Origin of the sequence: Flavobacterium sp. ACN6 (assembly GCF_002304005.1) — a bacterium.
In the GTDB taxonomy this organism is placed as follows: Bacteria; Bacteroidota; Bacteroidia; order Flavobacteriales; family Flavobacteriaceae; genus Flavobacterium.
This window is the reverse complement of record NZ_MRCQ01000045.1, coordinates 1-507: the sequence shown is the minus strand read 5'-3', so window position 1 is coordinate 507 and position 507 is coordinate 1. Positions and strand designations below refer to the sequence as shown.

The 507-nt window shown below is 36.9% G+C and carries 1 pseudogene; it reads left to right on the top strand.

What is annotated here, in order from left to right:
* A pseudogene (locus BSF42_RS22610) lies at positions 1–507 on the top strand (hypothetical protein); the annotation flags it as partial.

Here is a 507-nt window from a genome sequence, read left to right as displayed (position 1 = left end):
TAGATGGAAAATGGAATTTAATTGGAAACCCTTATCCGTCTGCGATAAGTGCACAGCAGTTAATGACTGATAATCCAGCTTTAGGTACTTTGTATTTCTGGGGACATGAATCGCTTCCAATCCTAAACCCTGTTGATGGTAAATTTTATTATAATAGTGACTTTACCGCCTTCAATGCTTCAGGATCTACTGTTGGAGGAAGTGGAACTCCTTTTAATGGATACATTGCTGCGGCCCAAGGTTTTTTTGCAAGACCAGCTACAGAAACATTAACCTTTAACAATAGTATGCGCCGAGCAGGCAATAACAGCAAGTTTTACAAAACAGCAGCATCTGAGGATATTGAGAAAAATCGTGTCTGGCTGAATTTTACAAATTCTGACGGCGTTTTCAAACAAATTTTGTTAGGTTATATTGAAGGTGCAACAAATATTATTGACCTTAATTATGATGCTGTTTCAATGGGCGCTAATAATTTTGTCGATTTTTACAGTATTAACAGCAATA